Raw genomic sequence first — 17,100 nt, 5'->3', positions numbered from 1 at the left:
CTGAACGAACGTCGCGGGGCTCGCACGATGTCGCCTCGAGAGTCGTTGCGAGGGGGCAGGTGGACGTTTAAGCGCCGGCCCTCTACGATCCCGACAAACAACCAACTCATACCGGAAAGCCCCGCGATGGACCTTTCGCCGCTCGTTGCCGCCGCTCAGCTCGACTTCACGGGCCCCTACTTCGTCGCGCTATTGAGCCGCGTCTTCCACACGACGTGCGCGGCGACGCTCTTGGGCGGGCTCGTCTACATGCGGTTCGTGCTCGCCCCCGCGACGCCCGAGGGCGAGCGTGAGGCCGCCCTCTTCCACGGCCGACGGAAGGCGTGGGCGATGTGTGTGATGGTCTGCACGCTGCTGCTGCTCGTGAGCGGCGTTTACAACCTGATCCTCTTCATGGGCGTCTACAAGAACCTGCCGAAGCTCTACCACCCGCTGTTCGGCGTGAAGTTTCTCTTGTCGATCGGCGTGATGGCGATCATGGCCTTCATCGCCGGCAAGACGGCGCTAGCTCAGAAGATGCGCGCCAACTTGACGGGCTGGCTCAACCTGGCGCTGGTGCTGGCCCTCAGCGTCTTCGTGCTCGGCGCGATGCTCCGCTCGTTCCGCGACCTGCCCGACGCCCGCGCCGCGGTCCCTGTCGCCGAAGAAGCCCCGGCGTTCGGCGACGTGCAGATCGAACCTATCGAGTGAGTCGATTGCATCAAGCAGATAAGGGGGATAAAGGGGCTACTAGAAATGGTCTTCTCGAGAGACTTTAGTAAGCCTGTCGCCCGAACAGTTTAACCGATCGTGTTTGCTATCTCGATCGATCCCGCACCTCCCAGCGGCCATCCCCCTTATCTCTATTCATCCCCTATCTCCTTCCTTAGAATCAGCCCACCACCCATGGACAAGAAAGCGAAGAAGCGTGTCGAGGTGATCCGCAAAAAGCTCGACTCGTTGCAGCAGCAACTCACCGGCGCGAAGCAGCAGATGGACGACCCCAACGAGGTCGCGCAGCTCGAGCAGGAGATCGCTTCGCTGAAGGCGGAGCTGACGGCGTTGAAGGACGCGTAGCGATTCGTTCGGCGCTGTATAGGAACTCCGCTTCCTCACGGGCGCGGCTCCAACGAGCAACTCCTGATAGAGAGTTACTTCGAGCCGCGCCCGTCAGGTAGCGGAATTGTGCGAGACGGTTCCGTAACTAACCCGCCTTGCGTAGCGATACGCGCACCTCGCTCGCCTCGCCGTCGGCAACGGGGCTCACGATTGCTGGCTCGTCAATGCCGTCGCCGTCCCAGTCGCCGACGATTGGCTTGCCCGCCACTTCGGCGGCCAGCGCCTGGTCGGTCGCGGCGAGGTCGAGCTCTTCGAGCTCACCGTCGCTGTTGAGGTCCGCTAGCCAGCGTCCGGCGCGGTAGACGCCGAGGTCATCGACGCCGTCGCCATTGAAGTCGCCCACCAGCGGCAGGTCGCCCGCTTGGCCGAGCATCACGTTGCGGTCGGCCTCGTTGAAGCGGCCGTCGCCGTTGGCGTCGAGCGTCCAGTGGCCGTCGCGGAAGACGCCGATCGTGCGGATGCCGTCGCCGTTCCAGTCGCCGGCAACCGGCACATCGCCCGGCGTGCCGTAGTGGAAGACGTGGTCGATCACGTCGGCGCGGCGGCCGCGGATTTTGTCGCGGAGCTTCGCCAGCAGACGCGCGCCGCTGGTGGCGTCCTCGTCGGTCGGCGGCACGTTCTTGGCCTTTGTGCCGTGTGGGCCAGGGTAATTTGCGTAGTCGGGCATGCCCGCTTCCCGCTCGATAGCGTGCGGGTCGCGCGGCCAGGCCGGGCCGTAGATTCCGATGTCGGTTTTGCCGTCGCCGTCCCAGTCGCCGGTGACCGGCAGGTCGTCGCGCGAACCGAGCTGCGCCCAGAGGTCGCCCTCGCTCCAGCGGCCGTCGCCGTCGAGGTCGAGGTACCAATCGCCGTCGATGTAGACGCCGATATCGGTGACGCCGTCGCCGTTCCAGTCGCCCGCCACGGGGACGGCGTCTTCGGAGCCGAACAGCAGATCGCTGAACTCGGCGCCCTCGATGTCGTTAGCGAGGAGCCGCCACTTGGCTTGGCTCAGCTCTTTCTGGTTGCGCTCGACGCCTTGCCAGATGTCATCGCTCGACTGCGAGGCGTACTGCACCCGCGCGCCGTCGATCGTCAGCTCGCGCGGCTGGCCGGCGTTGATGACGCTGAGGTGCCACGTGTAGCCGAGCGCTTGGCTCGAGCCGCCGTAGATGTCCTCGCCCGGGCGCGCTGGCAGCGGCGGCAGCGCCCATGGCCCTGTCTGCCCCAGACTGATCGGATCAAGAGGCACGCTCGGAGGCGTCACGGGCGGCGTCACAGGCGGTAGCCAACCGCGGTACGTCGTTACTTCGCTGAAGTTGTTCTCGCGCGAGAAGTCGCCGGCCGTCAGATTGATCGAATAGATCACGTTCTGCCCGAACAGCTCGCCCATCGGCACAAGCGTCGGAATCTCGCCGGGCTTAGTCGGATTGACCGCCGCTCCCCCCGTCGTGCCCGCCGTGTCGATGCTGTCGATGTAACCCGCGGGCTGCACCTGGACCACCGCGTAGCTCCCCGCCGGCAGGCCGAGGAACTGGTAGTAACCGTTCGCGTCGGTGTAAGTCTCAAAAATGCCGTCGGGGTAGTAGCCGTCGAGCACCTCGATGCCGACGTAGCCGTCCGGCACATCGTCGAACGATCCACCCGCGGGGATCCGGTAGAACGGCATCCCCGTCTGGCCGTTGACGAGCCGCACTTTGACGCCGGCGATCGGCGTGTCGCCCGCGTCACGGACGCCGTCCTTGTGATCGTAGATGCTGCCCGGGATCGAACCATTGACCGACTGGATCGGCTCGCCGTCCACGAAGACGTAGCCCGCCAAGGCCGCCGGTGGGATCTCGCAGAAGTCGTACTCGACGGCGTCAACGCCCGAGCCGATGACGATCTCGCTCAACAGGTCGTTGGTGGCGACGCCCCCTTCGGAGCCCACCACTTCACCGCCGTCAAAGTAGCCCGTGGGCTGCAGCTCGCGGACGGTATAAGTGCCCGGCCGCAGGTTGTCGAAGCGGTACTGGCCCGCGTCGTCGGTCGTCGTCGTGGCGATGACGACGCCCTCGTCGTTGAGCAACTGCACCGTGACGTCGGCGAGCGGCAGCTTGTTGTCGCAGTCGCAAGAGCAGTCACCCGTCGGCGACCAGTAGACGCCACCCGCGATCGAGCCCGGCAGGATCTCGCCGAAGTTGTACTCGATGGCGTCGTCGCCGTACTCGAGCACCACGTCGCTGATCGAGTCGCCCGGATTGTTCGCGACGCCCCCTTCGGAACCCGGCGTGTCGAGGCCGTCGAGCCAACCGGCGGGATGCACCTCAACGACGCGGTACGTGCCGGCGTCGAGGCTCGTGAACTGGTAGAAGCCCGAACTGTTGGTCACCGCCGTCAGGCCCGTGTCGGTCCCGTCGCCGCGGAGCAGCTTGACGGTGACGCCGGGGATCGGTTCTTCGCCGAGGTCGCGGTTGCCGTCGTTGTCGCGGTCGTGATAGACGTAGCCGCTAAGCTGCGCGCCGACCTTCTCGCAGAAGTCGTACTGCGTGCCGTGCTGGTCCGATCCAATGAGGATCTGCGAAAAGAGGTCGTTCGACTCGACGCCGCCGGCCGTGCCGACGCGTTCGCCGCCGTCAAACCAACCATTGGGCTGCAGTTCGCGGACTTGGTACTCGCCCGGCGCGAGGCCATCGAAGCGGTACTCTCCCAGCTCGTTGGTTGTCGTCGTGCGGAGGACGTTGCCCTCGGCGTCGAGCAGCTGGATCGTCACGCCGGCGATTAGCACGTCGGGCGAATCGAAGTCGCAGTCGGGGCCGTAGTTGCCGCCGACGCGGCCCGAGATCGAACCGGGGAGCAATTCGCCGAAGTTGTACTCGACCGCGTCGTCACCGTATTGGATGACGATCTCGCAGATCCTGTCTCCGGGGTTGGTCGCGTTACCGCCGACCGAGCCGGGAGTGTCGATGCCGTCGAGCCAACCATCGGGGTGCTCCTCGACGACGCAATACGTGCCGGCCTCGAGGTTCGTGAACTCGTAGTAGCCGTTGGAGTCGGTAACGGCGCGGAGACCCGTGTCGGTCCCATCTGGGCGCATCAGCTTGAGTGTCACCTGCGGGATCGGCTCTTCGCCCGGTTCGCGCGAACCATCGTTGCTGCGGTCGTGGTAGACATAGCCACTAAGCGAGGCGCCGATCTTCTCACAGAAGTCGTAGTTGATGGCGTGGACATCGGAACCGATGTAAATATCGGTGATGTAGTCGTCAGTGACGGCGCCGCCAGCCGTACCGGCGCGTTCGCCACCGTCGTAGTAGCCCTCGGGCTGGAGCTCGCGGACCTGGTACTCGCCCGGCGCGAGGTTGTCGAACTTGTAGCGCCCTTGGGAGTCGGTCAGCGTCGTGCGGAGGATATTTCCGCTCGAGTCGAGCAACTGGATCGTGACGCCGGCGAGCGGGACGTCGGGGTTGTCGAACTTGCAGTCGGGGCCGTTGTTGGCGCCGACGCGGCCCGCGATCGAGCCCGGCAGCAGTTCGCCGAAGTTGTACTCGACGGCGCGGTCGCCCCAGTCGAGCGTGGCGCCGGTGAGCAGGTCGTTGGCGACGTCGCCGCCGTTCGAGCCGATTGTGTCCTTGCCGTCGAGCCAGCCGTCGGGTTGGGTCTCGCGCACGCCGTAGGTGCCGGCCGCCAAGTCGATGAACTGGTAGTAGCCCTCGGCGTTGGTCGTCGCGAAGACGCCGGTCCCCTGCCCCGCGGCGTTCAGCAGCTCGAGCGTGACGCCGGCAATCGGCGTCTCGTCGGTGTCGAAGACGCCGTCGTCGTCCTTGTCGTGGTAGACATAGCCCGAGAGGCGGGCCAGCTCGACCTGTGGCGCATGCGCGACGGCGCCCGCGGTGCGGACGGGGGTCAGCGGATCGTTGGGGTCGTCGTAGCCGTCGCCCGGCAGCTTCGACAGCTGCGCGCCGGCGGCCTGCTCCGCGCCGGCGAAGCGGCTGTCGAAGAAGTCATAGTAGACGCCCGTCAGAGTCAGATCGACAAAGCCCGGCGCCGAGAAGTCACCCGTGAGGATCGAGCCTTCGAACTCGCCGCCCTCGGCGAAGGCGTTCGAGTTGAGCCCCTCGATTGTCTGGCCGTACTCGTCGACATCGATCGAGAAGACCAGCTCTTCGCCCGCCTCGAAACCATCGAGGTTGATGACCAGCTTGGTGCCGCCGTCGATGACCTCAAACGACGTCACGCTGAAGCCGCTGCTGCTGACGACACTGAACGGCGAGTTGCCGAACGAGCCGGCGCCGCCGTCGGCGATATCAAAGAAGATGTCGCCCGCGGTGACGCCGTCGCCGAGCTTGTCGCCGTCGATGACGATGCGGTCGAGCGTGGTCCCCGCCGCGCCGCCGACAAACGAGACGCGGATCGTGTCGGGGGCGTCGTCGCTCCCCGACAGCGCGTCCTCCAGATACACGGCGCCGAGCAGCACGTCGGCCGCCATCATGCGGCGGTCCTCCATCTGCTCGACGTTCATCCGCCGAAGCGGCGTGCGTCGCGGGGCGCGCGTGACGTGACGCGACGGACGGTTAGTCAACTTCGTGAAAAGTCCCACAGGGTTTCCTCCTTGAAACCTCGGTGAGTGGCGGTTGTATCTTCGCTCCCGCGGCCCGGCTGCCTAGGCAACCGAGGGGCCACGGTCGTTGCTAGCGGGTCGGCTTGGCGGTTGGCTTCGCCGCGGTGCTCATCACTGGGAGTCTCGCCGGATCGATGTCCCAGACGCGGACTGTCGTGTCAAACGAACCTGAGACGATCCGCCGCCCGTCGGCACTAACGGCAAGAGCCGCCACCGTGCCCGTATGGCCCTTCAGGACATAACGCTCGGCGCGGGTGTCGGCGTCCCATAGCGTGATTTCGTTTTGCGTGTCGCCCACCGCTAGCAGCTGTTCGTCGAGGAACGCCAGCGAGTGGATCATGCCCGGACGCACCAAGAGTTCGTCCGGGGCGCCGGCGCCGAAGTCGTTGTCATTGCGACGCCACAACCGCACCGCGGGGCCGTCGCCGCCGGCGGCGAGGACTTCGCCATCGGGCGAGAACACGAGCGCGCGGACGCGACGGCCGTCGGTCGGCAGGTCGCGCGGACCTCCCGACGCGGTCAGGTCCCACATCCGGATGATCCCGTTGCGGCCCGCGGCGGCGATCCACCGGCCGTCGGGCGAGTACGCCACGGCGCGGGTGTCTTCGCAAGCACAGGGCCGCTCTTCCGGCGCCGACTCGTGTCCGGTCGTGAGGTCGAACATCCGTAGCGAGTCGCCAAAGCCCGCCGTCGCCAAGCCGGCGCCATCGGGCCGCCAAGCGACCGCTTGCAACGCCCCGGCCGCCAGCTTGCGGACCGCCGGCTCCGCCGGGTCGGCCGTCAACTTCCACAGGCAAACCGTGTGATCCGCCGAAACCGTGGCGAGCCGACCGTCGCCGGCGAAGCGGGCCGACCGCACCCAGTCGCCGTGCGTTTGCAGCGTGTGCAATTCGGCGCCGTCCGCAGCGTTCCAGACGCGGACCTGATGGTCGTCGCCGCCGGCCGCGATCTTCGAGCCATCCGCCGAGATCGCCACGGCGGTGATCACCGGCGAACGCCGCTGGTTCTCGTCCAGACCCGGGAGTTGAAGAACCAGCCGTTCGGCCGGCGAAGACGCTAGCACAGCGCCGGCGCAGAGCGTTAGCGCGAGCGTCGTAAGAGCTCGGGGCAACGAGGTTCGCACGTCGTTCTCTCCCGCAAGGTTTACCTAGAAGACACAGACTCTTCTTCGGTATCGACGCGCGGGCGTCCGACGTTTGACTGATTCGACGCGGGTTTGGAGCTTCCGTGACGCTGGCGCCGCAAGCAGAAGGAGCGGCTAGGTGGCGTCGGCATCGGACTTAGCGGGCTGTTCGATACCGTCGGTTGAGCCTGATTCGCCGTCGGCTTCACCCGCTTCGGATGCTTCTGAATCCGCCTCCGCTGACTCGGGCGCCTCTTCCTCGGCCGAGGGCGCTGGCTGCTCTCCTGCGGCTTCGTCAGTGCTGGCGCCGCCCTCAGCGCGGACTCGCTGAAGGTGCTCGCGAAGCGGAATCTGCAACTTCTGCTCGCTATCGAACTTCTCGATGATGTCCCAGAGCGGGAAGTCCTCGGGAATGCTCTCGTCGAGCTGTTCGAGCACATCCTGGTATTCGTAGATAAACACCATCACGTCGTCGCCGGTGGTGCCGTCCTGGTTCGTAAGGGCAGGGAATTCCTCAAAGACATCCGCCCAGCGCTCGAACGCCTCTTCGTAGAGCTCCTTCGCCTGGACGGTGTCACCCTCTTCCAGGAACAACCGCCTCGCCCGGTAAAGCAGCGTCCGCGCCGAAACGGCGGCGGTGGACTGCTCAAATTCAGTCCGCAAGGCCCAGTAATCGTAATTGGTGGTGTCCTTGTAATTGCGGATATAGCGGACGAGGGTCTCCTTCTCTCTCAGTTCTGCGGCTACCTCTCGCGCTTCACGGGCTTTGGAAGGCTCGAGCTCACCGGCCTTGGCGGCGAGCTTCTCCGGCGTCACCTCCATCGCGTTCTGCGCCTCGTAGTAGAGCTGAGACTGCTTTTCGTCGAGCTCGGCGGGCGGGATTTCTAGCACCGCCTCTTGCTCGGGCGTGAGATTCTCGCGGGCCTCGGCCTCGACCTTCTCACGCAAGCCATCGACGATGCCTTCGAGCTTGACGGTCAACCGCTCGACCTCTTCGTTGAGGTATTGCTGATCGTTGAAGATCAGGATCTTGCCCGTCGAGTGCTCGATGGGGATGTTGCCGAACTCCCGCCAGTCTTGCTGGGCGACTTTCCAGGCGGCGACGGCCGTGTCAAAGAGGCCCTCGTCCTCGATCGCTTCGGCGTAGTTCATCTGCGACTTGGGCGCGCTAGAATAGAAGATCGCGGGGCTCTTCTTGTCGAGGCTTTTGCCGAGCTCATCGACCGAGCGAACCGCCTCGAGGTACGCCTTCTTGCTCACCAGCCAGTTGTCGCGGTCCGCGGGCGTACGGTCTTTGGGGTGGTACTCATCATCTGCCTTGAAGAGCCGGCGGTATTGCACTTTCTCATCGGCGCGACCGACCTTTTGGCCGAGCACCCAGCCGTGCTCCCACTCCAGGTGCGGGTTGTCGCGGTTGTAATCGAGACCATCCTCGAGGAACTGAATGCCACGACGGACCCAGAAGTAGCGGTCGTGGTAGTCGTCGAACTCGACCGAGACGTTGTAGCTGAGGTTCCAGCTCTGATATTTCCAGAACGTGACGAAGTTCGGCTGGAGCTTGGCGAGTTGCTCGAGCGTCGCGGTCAGGTTAGTCCAGTCTTCTACCTTCTTGTAATAGTTGGCGTTGTTCCAGAGGAACTGCACCGCCAGGCCACGGAGGCCCAGGGTCGCCAGCTTGATCGTCTCACTGGCCGGGTCGATCTCGCCGAGGCCTGCCTGGCTTAGCCCGTTTTCGGCGCGGAGCTGCGCGAGCTTGCCCCCCTTCGAATCCACCGTCGCCGGCGCGCTCAGGAGCGACAACGGGAACAGCAGCATCGCGATGATGACGCCGTAGATGACTTTGCGGAAGAAGCTACTGCGACGGTTCATAAAGGGGCTGCCAGACTGGAGGGGCAGATTGCGGCGCTATTGGACTTACGCTTTCGCGATCTCTCGGGTTCGCAGACAGAAGTAACCAACGATCGCCATGCCAACGACGTACGCCAGCGTGACCGTCAGGTCTTGCAGGACGGCGTCGGTGGGGATCGAGAACCCGTCGGCGACGTAGCGCACACGGTCGAGGTAGGTGCTGAAGTCGGGCAGGACATACGACAACGCCTGCATGGCCTTCTTGAGTATGCCATCTACGCCCTGCATCGCGCTGACGGCGGGGCTCGGCTCAAACGGACTCATGACGTTCATTTGCGTCACGATGCGGACCAGCGACTCGACCGGACCGCCGCCGTAGGACTCGCCAAGAGCGATCTGCACGAAGAAAGCCCGGAAGAAACCGAGGATGATGAACGTGATGGCGGTCACCATCGCGATGGGGCCGCTGAGGAAGGTGCTCATCAACACCGCCACGGCGATGACGATGACCATCTGCATCCAGATCGCCAGGAAGCCCTTCACGAAGTTGGCTAGCGGCAGTCCTTCGGGCAGCCGAATAAAGCAGTCGGCCTGGGCGAAGCCGAAGTACTGACCGCGATCAAGGCATTGGACGATGACCTCGATCCGTCCGTCCTCGGTCACGAGGTCTTCGAGGATCGTAATATCGTTCTGATCGGTGTCGGTTTGCTCGTTGGGGAATTCGAACGAGTCGATTTGGGCGTCCTTGGCGGGGAAGATCCGCAGGGTCGTCTTCACGCCCGTATCAGGGTTGCGGAGCTGGATGCTCCCTTGGATCGCCTGCTCGATGATGCCCTTGTACGAACGGTAGACGCGGACGATCAGCGAGACGGGGAGGTACTTCGACCCGTCCTCGTACTCCATCAGCGTGTTCTCGTTGACGCCGGTAAAGGTCCAGACCGCCGACGCCTGGGTGGCGCCCTGAATGAAGCTGCGGTAGGCCCACTCGTTTCCGACGCTGATGCCCTTGGCGACCTTCACCCCCTGAGGGTTCAGGAAGTACAACTTGCCCCGCAGCGGCACTCGGGCCCTCAAGTAGCCCTCCGCCGAGCCGACAACGATGCCGCCCGCGTCGTCCGAAGAAAGCTGGTGATAGTGCTCGTTGATCGTGTCGGTGACGCCAACACCGTCGGCATCGACGCTGAAGGGGTGCGAGTGGTAGGCGTCGTACGAGGTCTCGCCGTCCTTGCCAATCGTCGCGCCGGACGCGTCACGGACGGCCTCGATCGAAGCCTTATCGACCGTATGCGTGTGAGACAGTGCGCCGTTGACGAAGAACCAGCTCGCCACGGCCATAATCGCCAGCAGCACGCTGCCGAGCGCCGTGAAGCCGATGATCCGTCCCAGGACGATGTCAATCGAGCGGACCGGTTTCGTAGCGACCGTGTAGAGCGTCTTCTGCTTGATATCGTTCGGGAGGCTGAAAGCCGCCAGCACCAGCGACAACAGCAGCATCAGGTAGCTCGTAGCCGTCGTCACGAAACTCAGGTAAAGCCGGGCGGGCTCGCGGTTGTCCGTGCCGAGGTACCAGCTCGCAAAGAGCAGGATCATTGCGAACACCACCAGAGCGACCCAGACGCGGCGGCGGAGCGATTCCTTGATCGCCAACGACGCAAGGGCGCCAATCCGCCGCGGTGAGAAGCGGAACAGGTCGCCGAAGCCGCCCACCAGCGTTCGGTAGGTAATTTCACCGGCCCGCACAGGCCCATGACGCACGAGCGACACTACGAACCCGCCCACCAAGGCGAGTACGAAGACCGTCAGGGCGACGATCCCGAACTGAACCAGCGCGCCCCGACCATCGACAAACGACGCGCCGTCGCCGCGCCACAGCCATTGCAGGTAGGGGAGGACTTCGTTCTCGACGACCATGGGGGGAGGGGCTGTCAGCTATCGGCTGTCGGCGGCTAGCCGACGTGGGATCAATCTGAATCCAAGCGTGGGGACTAGGACGCCGCGGTGGGCGACGGCGGCTGGTCACTTCCGCCCGAGGACTGGTGTCCGACGACACGCCGGCCCGGACGGACCTCGCTGTCGCGGACGATCGACAAGAACAAGTCCTCGAGCGTCGTCGTCGGGTTGTCCATCTCCAACAATTCACCGCTGTGTCGTTGGATCACGTCGCGGAGCTCGTTCTTGCAGGCGTCGCTTAGGTTGCGGGCGCGGACCTGTGTCACGTCGTCGACGGTCAGCAGCGAATCGACGCGGCCGAGCTCCTTGAGCTCGCCCTGGTGCAGGATCGCGATCCGGTCGCACACGTCCTGCACGTCGGCGAGGAGGTGGCTGCACATGACGACGGTTTTGCCCTGGTCGCGGAGCTGGAGGATCATGTCCTTCATCTCGCGCGTGCCGATCGGGTCGAGGCCGCTGGTGGGCTCGTCGAGCAGGATCAGCTCAGGGTCGTTGATCAACGCCTGGGCGAGGCCGATACGTCGCGTCATGCCCTTGGAATACTCACGCAATTGCCGCTTACGGGCGCGGTCGATGCCAACGAGCTTGAGCAGCGACTCGATCCGCTCCTTGCGGACCTCCGCGGGGATGTCGAAGAGCCGGCCGTAGAAGTCGAGCGTCTCCTCGGCGTTGAGGAACTTGTAGAGGTACGACTCCTCGGGCAAGTAGCCGATCCGCTCGTTCTTCGAGACGTCGGTCGCCTCTTTGCCGAAGACCAGCGCCTGGCCGTCGGTCGGGAACAAGAGACCAAGCAGCAGCTTGATCGTCGTGGACTTGCCCGAGCCGTTGGGGCCCAAGAGGCCGAATATCTCGCCCTTGTAGACCTCAAGGTCAAGGGCCTTCAGGGCGCGGACTTTCTGACGGCCCCAGAAGTCGCGGTAGACCTTCGACAGGGCGCGGGTCTCGATGACGGCTTCGCCTGACATCGGTTCCTCGGTGGATGATCGGGTTGGGCGCGAGCTGCCGGTCACTCGCGAGTTGTAAGTCAATACGGCGAACGGCCTTACCCACGGGCCGAGGCCAATCCGCCGAGCCTCCACTATAGGCCGGGGGCTAGCAGGCGCACAAGCATCCCGCTGCTTCGCAAATGACCAATGTCCAAGCCCCAATGACCAATGGGTGATGCTGCACCGGTCCTATTGGTCAATGGGGCTTGGTCATTGGTCATTCCGCCTCACACGAGGCGGAGCAGGGCGTATTTCTTGCGGCCGCTGCGCAGAACGATTACCGTCTCGCTCGCCAAATTGGCGGCGGTCAGGGTCCGGTCGAGCCCCTCGACGCGGCGGTTGTTGACGTACGCGCCGCCCTGCTCGACGGTTCGGCGGGCTTCGCCCTTGCTCTTCGCCAGCCCGGCGGCCACCAGGGCGTCAACGACCGGCAAGCCGGCGCCGTCGAGCTGTGCCCGCGACAGCTCGCCCGTGGGCACGTCGGCGAAGATCTGGCCGAGCGTCTTGTCGTCGAGTCCGTCGATCTCGGCGCCAAAGAAAATCTCGGTAGCTCTTTGGGCTGAAGTGAGACCCTCGGCGCCATGGACGAGCCTCGTCAGCTCCTCGGCAAGCCGTTTCTGGCTTTCGCGGGCGGCGGCGTTCTCGGTGCGGGAGGCGTCGAGCGTCGCGATCTCCTCCAGCGAGACCTCCGTGAGCGTCCGCAAACAGCCGCCCACGTCGGCGTCATCGACGTTCACCCAGTACTGGAAGAACTGGTAGGGGCTGGTGCGCTCGGCGTCGAGCCAGATGGCGCCCGACTCGGTCTTACCCATCTTCGAGCCGTCGCTCTTGGTCAAGAGCGGCCAAGTGAAGCCGAACAGCGGCAGCTTCTCGCTCGAAACGCCCATCCGGCGGGCGAGGTCAATACCGGTGGTAATGTTGCCCCACTGGTCGCTGCCGCCCGCCTGGAGCTGGCAGCCATGCTCGCGCGCCAGGTGCACGAAGTCATACGCCTGCAACAGCATGTAGCTGAACTCGGTGTAGCTGAGCCCCGCGTCACTCCCGAGGCGGCTCTTCACCGAGTCCTTTTGCAACATCACGTTGACCGGAAAGAACTTGCCGATGTCGCGTAAGAACTCGAGGTACGTCCACCCGCCGGTCCAGTCGAAGTTGTTAGCGAGCACTGCGCCCGATTCGAAATCCAGAAAGCGCTCCATCTGCTTGGCGATGCACGCGACGTTGTGCTCCAGAGCGGCCTTGTCGAGCAGGTTGCGTTCGGCGTTCTTACCGCTGGGGTCGCCGATCATGCCCGTAGCGCCGCCAACGACGGCGATCGGCTTGTGGCGAGCCTTCTGGAACCGCCGCAGCGTGATCAGGCCCATCATATGCCCGACGTGCAAGCTGTCGGCCGTCGGATCGAACCCGGCATAAAGCGTCCGCGACCCGCCAGCAAGCCAAGCGCCCAGCCCCGGATCGGTCGCCTGATGCACAAGGCCACGGGCTTCGAGTTCAGCGTAGAAGTCCATTTAAGTTCTTTGCCCGCGAATAAGCGCGAATGAAGGCGAATAGGTTCAACTTGATGGTGATCAGCGCGAAAGCGCTAGCCGTTTTGATTCGAGCTTGGGATGAGAACCGAAATTGATGAGTAAGCCAAGCTCCAGTCCGGTTGCATTGAGATAGTTGAGGACTTGAGCTTCGTGCTGATCAGCGAGGCGATCAATGGCTTTGATCTCAATCAGAATCTTGCCGTAGCAGATGAAGTCAGCCCGGTAGGTCTGTTGTAGCGGCCTGTCACGGTAGCGAAGGAGCAATTCAGACTGTGCTACGAAGGGTATGCCCAAGTCCAAAAACTCGATCGCTAAGCACTCTTGATAGACCGCTTCGAGAAAACCCGCTCCCATTCGGTTATGGACTTCAAAACAAGCCCCCATGATCCGATAGCTCTCGTCGGGATAAAGCATGCTTATCCTTCATTCGCTTTTATTCGCGTCATTCGCGGGCTCCCTTTTCTAACCCCAAATGTCGTCTTCCTCGAACACCTGTGCCGCTTTCTTCACGGCAGGCGGCTTGGAGGCGAAGATGGAGGACGCCAGGACGAGGTCTTCTTGTGTCGTGATTTTGAGGTTCTGCGGTGAGCCCTCGACGATCGCGACCGGCTCGCCGAGGCGTTCGACGAGTTGGGCGTCGTCGGTGACGGCGGCGCACGCCGAGGCTTCGACCGCGCGGCGGTAGAGGCCGAGCTCGAACGCCTGCGGGGTTTGGGCGGCCCAGAGACCCTCGCGCGGCTCCGTCGCGGTGATGCGGCCATCGACCACGCGCTTTAGCGTTGCGGTGACGGGGGTTGCGAGGATGGCGGCGCCGGTTTCAACCGCGGCAGCAAAGACGCGGTCCACTTCACCGGGCGTCACCATCGGACGGGCCGCGTCGTGGATCGCGACGTGCGTCGCTGCGGGCGAGACCTTCTCCAAGCCCGCTCGCACCGAGTCGGCGCGCTCGGCGCCCCCTTCGCAGAACTCGACGCCCATGAACATCAGGTTCGCGCCGAACTTGCGGGTGAACTCTTCGCGGTCCTCCGGCGCCACGACGACGATCGTCTGACAAACGTCGTCGCGGCCCGTGAAGCGCTCGACCGAGTGCAGCCACACCGCGCGGCCATCGAGCATCACGAACGGCTTCTTGTAAGTCGAATCGCCGAAACGGGAACTGCGTCCCGCGGCGAGCACCAGCACCGCAAACTTGCTCACGCTTGTCCTTCGTTGGTCGGATGTGAAGAGGTGAACGCCGCCGAGTAATCAACGAACTCACCGGCCCAGCTCACGAGCATCCGCAGCGCCGTCGCGCTCACTTCGCTCGGCATGCTAGGCAGCGCTTTTGATTGTGTCACCACTTGTGCCGTATCGAGCGGCAAGTGAACGAACCCCACCCGCGCCGTGTGCCCGGCCGCCTCCATCAGGTGGTGCGACCAGTACATCGACGCATTGCAGAGGTAGTCGCCGGCGTGGAGCGACAACACGGTCGGAATGCCGCACTCACGCAGCCGTCGCGTCCAATCGCCCAGCGGCAAGGCGCTGCGGTAAGCCAGCGGGCCGTTCTCTTCGAGCGGTCGGATCACCTCTTGCGGTTCTCCAACGACTCGGCACGCGTTCAGCGCGAACTGCTCGAGTTGAATTACCGGCGAACCGGACGACTGCCCGACGTGCAGCACGACGTCGTACGACGTTTGCAGATCATTCGCAAGCCGCGACTTCACCTCGTTGTAGTCGACGGGGTAGAGCCGGGTCGTGACGTCCGTTGTCGGTGGCAAGTCACGCATCAACGCCTGCAGCGCGAGCCAACTGGAGTTCTGTTCCCAGTCCGCGAAGGGCTTGAAGGCGGTGAGCAGGATTCGCGGCATGTTCTGGCGGAGCCGAGGCTGTTCTCTGTGGGAGGGGTTTCCAAGCCAAACTGTGGGAGGGGTCTCCAGACCCCGATTACGTGCACCATGTCGAATCGGAATGGAGACCGTAATCGGCGTCTGGAGACGCCTCCCACAACTGTAAGGGACCCCGCCCACATTCGTATCTGAAGGTATTAGCTAGAGCTTAGCCCACGCAGCCCGCCGATGGCGGCGATTAACCGGTCGGCCGCTTGTTCCACCTCCTCCGCCGTCGTAAAGCGTCCCAGGCCGATCCGCAGCGTGCAGCGGGCCTGGTCGGGCGTCATACCCAGGGCCCGCAGGACATGGCTCGGCTCAGGGTCGGTCGCCGAGCACGCGGCGCCGCTGCTGACCGCCACGTCCGGCATGCGGAGCATCACCGTCTCGCCATCGAGCGCCGGCAACGCGATGTTAAGGTTGTGCGCCAGCCTATCGCCAGCGAGCGTGGGCCCCACCAGCCGTATGCCTTCAACCTCCGCGATGAGCCGTTCGAATAGCCCGTCCCGAAGGACGCGCAGCCGTTGCGATTCGCTTGTCAGTTCGGCCTGGCATAATTCAATCGCCTTCGCAAAGCCAACGACACCCGGCACGTTTGTCGTCCCGCTCCGCCGGCCGCGTTCTTGCCCACCGCCGGAGATCTGCGTTTCGAGCCGCACGATCGGGTCGCGCCGCCGCACGTACAGGGCGCCGATTCCCTTCGGGCCGTAGAGCTTGTGAGCCGTGAAGCTCATCAGATCGACGCCCAGCTCGCGGACCGAGACGGCGATCTTGCCAATGGCCTGCGTTGCATCGCAGTGCAGCAGCACGCCACGCTCACGGCAAACGCGCGCGATCTCCGCGATGGGCTCGATGACGCCGATCTCGTTGTTGGCGAGCATCACCGATACCAGACACGTCTGGTCGGTGATCGCGTCGGAGACTTGCTGCGGATCGAGCCAACCCGCGAGTGGCGAGCCATCTTGTTCCACATCGAGCAGCGTCACGGCGTAGCCGCGTTTGGCGAGCCGATCAAGCGGGTCGAGCACCGCGCGGTGCTCGGTCGCCACGCTTACCAAATGATCACCGCGCCGCTTCGGGCGCTCGGCGACGCCGCGGATCGCCAAGTTGTTGCTCTCGGTGGCGCCGCTGGTGAAGAAAATCTCTTCGGGGTCGGCGTCGATCGCGGCGGCGATCGTCTGCCGGCTCGCCGCGACCGCGTCTCGCGCCGCCTCGCCGAAGGGATGCACCACACTGCCGGCGTTGCCATAATGCTCGGTGAACCACGGCAGCATCGCCTCGACGACCCGAGGATCGACGCGTGTCGTCGCGTGGTTGTCGAGATAAATCACTGCGAAGGTGGGTAGGACGATAGGACCGTAGGGATCTTACGAGCCATATCCTAACATCCACGGCAAGGAGAGCCCTCAACGCAAGTCGGGGGAGGCCCCTTAGTACCCGCTGCACTCCAACGATTGGCGTCGCGGGATCTCGGCCTTCCTTGCTAGCGGCCGTACAGCGCCCGGATCGCAATCTGCGACCACGACTCGTACGAGTCGATCTCCGCCAGGAGTTGCTCGACGGGGAGGAATTGGCCTTCGGCGAGGGCGAGCTCCGCCGACGACACGACGGGCTCCTCCAGCTCGAAGACGTGGACCACGCCAAGGTGGACGCGGCCCACCGGCGTTTCATCGTCGTTGATCAGGCCCACGAGCCGCTCGGTGTAAGCCGAGCCGATGTGGACCTCTTCGGAGAGTTCCCGCTCGAGGCCGCGGCGGTAGAGACCCTCGTCGGCGTGGGCGGTGTCGTGCGTCGCATCGTCGGACGAGATATGCCCGCCGACGCCGACGCTCCGCTTGGCGTGCAGCCGCTTTTCGCCGCCGCCCCCGCCGCGGGTGTACGAGAAGACCGTCACTGTGCCGTCGGCGGCCGTGTGTTGCAGCAGCACGTAGGCGATGAGCTGCTTGTAGCTCGGGTCTTCTTCCATCGGCCCCCGCGGCTTGTAACTCAGCCGCTCGCACCGCAGCAGCGGATCGAGGTAGCGCTCGATGTCCGTCGAGATGCCCTGGAAGCGGCCGAGTTCGTCGAACACCTCAGCGGGGACAACAAGAATCTGCTCTTCGGCAACGGCTTCCATGCTTCTCTTCTA

13 protein-coding genes are annotated in these 17,100 nt (G+C 64.4%); 2 read left to right on the top strand and 11 right to left on the bottom strand.

Going from position 1 to position 17,100, the window contains the following annotated elements; genetic code table 11:
• Positions 1 to 126: 126 nt before the first annotated feature.
• Both Spa11_RS06370 and Spa11_RS22820 read left to right on the top strand, forming a co-directional pair.
• Positions 127 to 690 (top strand): hypothetical protein, encoded by a 564-nt coding sequence (locus Spa11_RS06370; protein ID WP_145109549.1) that lies wholly within the window; start codon positions 127 to 129, stop codon positions 688 to 690.
• A gap of 195 nt (positions 691 to 885) precedes the next feature.
• A complete protein-coding gene (locus tag Spa11_RS22820; protein ID WP_197529785.1) occupies positions 886 to 1,056 on the top strand; it encodes a hypothetical protein in 171 nt (56 codons plus the stop codon).
• A gap of 127 nt (positions 1,057 to 1,183) precedes the next feature.
• Here the strand turns inward: Spa11_RS22820 and Spa11_RS06365 are convergent, their stop codons facing one another.
• The 11 genes from Spa11_RS06365 to Spa11_RS06315 all read right to left on the bottom strand — a co-directional run bounded on the left by Spa11_RS06365 (position 1,184) and on the right by Spa11_RS06315 (position 17,088).
• Positions 1,184 to 5,653 (bottom strand): SdrD B-like domain-containing protein, encoded by a 4,470-nt coding sequence (locus Spa11_RS06365; protein WP_145109546.1) that lies wholly within the window; start codon positions 5,651 to 5,653, stop codon positions 1,184 to 1,186.
• A gap of 91 nt (positions 5,654 to 5,744) precedes the next feature.
• Positions 5,745 to 6,785 (bottom strand): WD40 repeat domain-containing protein, encoded by a 1,041-nt coding sequence (locus Spa11_RS06360; RefSeq protein ID WP_197529784.1) that lies wholly within the window; start codon positions 6,783 to 6,785, stop codon positions 5,745 to 5,747.
• A gap of 147 nt (positions 6,786 to 6,932) precedes the next feature.
• A complete protein-coding gene (locus Spa11_RS06355) occupies positions 6,933 to 8,666 on the bottom strand; it encodes a hypothetical protein (protein ID WP_145109540.1) in 1,734 nt (577 codons plus the stop codon).
• 45 nt (positions 8,667 to 8,711) lie between these two features.
• A complete protein-coding gene (locus Spa11_RS06350) occupies positions 8,712 to 10,556 on the bottom strand; it encodes a hypothetical protein (RefSeq protein ID WP_145109537.1) in 1,845 nt (614 codons plus the stop codon).
• Between the two features lie 74 nt (positions 10,557 to 10,630).
• Entirely contained in the window at positions 10,631 to 11,560 is a 930-nt protein-coding gene (locus Spa11_RS06345; RefSeq protein ID WP_145109534.1) for an ABC transporter ATP-binding protein, read from the bottom strand.
• Between the two features lie 248 nt (positions 11,561 to 11,808).
• Positions 11,809 to 13,086: a tyrosine--tRNA ligase gene (gene tyrS, locus Spa11_RS06340; protein WP_145109531.1), complete on the bottom strand. Its 1,278-nt coding sequence runs from the start codon at positions 13,084 to 13,086 to the stop codon at positions 11,809 to 11,811.
• A 60-nt stretch (positions 13,087 to 13,146) separates the two neighbouring features.
• Entirely contained in the window at positions 13,147 to 13,521 is a 375-nt protein-coding gene (locus Spa11_RS06335) for a GxxExxY protein (protein ID WP_145109528.1), read from the bottom strand.
• Between the two features lie 48 nt (positions 13,522 to 13,569).
• Positions 13,570 to 14,304 (bottom strand): 2-C-methyl-D-erythritol 4-phosphate cytidylyltransferase, encoded by a 735-nt coding sequence (gene ispD, locus Spa11_RS06330; protein WP_145109525.1) that lies wholly within the window; start codon positions 14,302 to 14,304, stop codon positions 13,570 to 13,572.
• A complete protein-coding gene (locus tag Spa11_RS06325; protein ID WP_145109522.1) occupies positions 14,301 to 14,954 on the bottom strand; it encodes a pyroglutamyl-peptidase I family protein in 654 nt (217 codons plus the stop codon). The genes ispD and Spa11_RS06325 overlap by 4 nt, the downstream gene beginning before the upstream one ends.
• A gap of 176 nt (positions 14,955 to 15,130) precedes the next feature.
• A complete protein-coding gene (locus tag Spa11_RS06320; protein WP_145109519.1) occupies positions 15,131 to 16,303 on the bottom strand; it encodes a cysteine desulfurase family protein in 1,173 nt (390 codons plus the stop codon).
• 152 nt (positions 16,304 to 16,455) lie between these two features.
• Positions 16,456 to 17,088 (bottom strand): phosphoesterase, encoded by a 633-nt coding sequence (locus tag Spa11_RS06315; protein WP_145109516.1) that lies wholly within the window; start codon positions 17,086 to 17,088, stop codon positions 16,456 to 16,458.
• Between the last annotated feature and the right edge of the window lie 12 nt (positions 17,089 to 17,100).

The organism is Botrimarina mediterranea (genome assembly GCF_007753265.1).
Classification (GTDB): Bacteria; Planctomycetota; Planctomycetia; order Pirellulales; family Lacipirellulaceae; genus Botrimarina; species Botrimarina mediterranea.
This window is presented reverse-complemented; position numbering and strand designations above follow the sequence as displayed.